This window comes from Leptospira stimsonii (assembly GCF_003545885.1).
Classification (GTDB): Bacteria; Spirochaetota; Leptospiria; order Leptospirales; family Leptospiraceae; genus Leptospira; species Leptospira stimsonii.
Genome location: NZ_QHCT01000046.1, coordinates 1 through 404 on the forward strand (window position 1 = coordinate 1; position 404 = coordinate 404).

The following is a 404-nucleotide window of genomic DNA, read 5'->3' on the forward strand; positions in this document are numbered from 1 at the left end:
AACTTGATAAATTCAGTATTGAGTTTTTCGATTATCACAAACTGGGTCCAGGTCATTCTTCCGAACTTTATTGTCAAAGGTAAACTTCCTTGCATCAACCAATCTAAGTGATATTTCAAAAATCAGCAAAGGAAAAGGATTTATTGGATGTAACTAAAATTCGAACCCCAAGCTCATTGAGCAATCAAGAGATTTTATTCAATTTCCGTATTTCAAATTAAGGTACGTCGGTTATGATCCCGAGTTTGATCGACAGTTTGATTTGAACGGATTGGGCTATTAAGCAATCTCAGCTGCAAAATGAAAGACATACCCTAAAGCATATTCACCTTCATACGAATCTGTGTTTCATTCTTAATCTCTTCGATTGCTTTCAAATATAAACCTTCTGGTATATCCAAAAT

1 pseudogene is annotated in these 404 nt (G+C 34.4%); it reads left to right on the plus strand.

Going from position 1 to position 404, the window contains the following annotated elements:
• Positions 1-136 precede the first annotated feature (136 nt).
• Positions 137-271, plus strand: a pseudogene (locus tag DLM75_RS25120) (LBL_2463 family protein); the annotation flags it as partial.
• Positions 272-404: the final 133 nt, after the last annotated feature.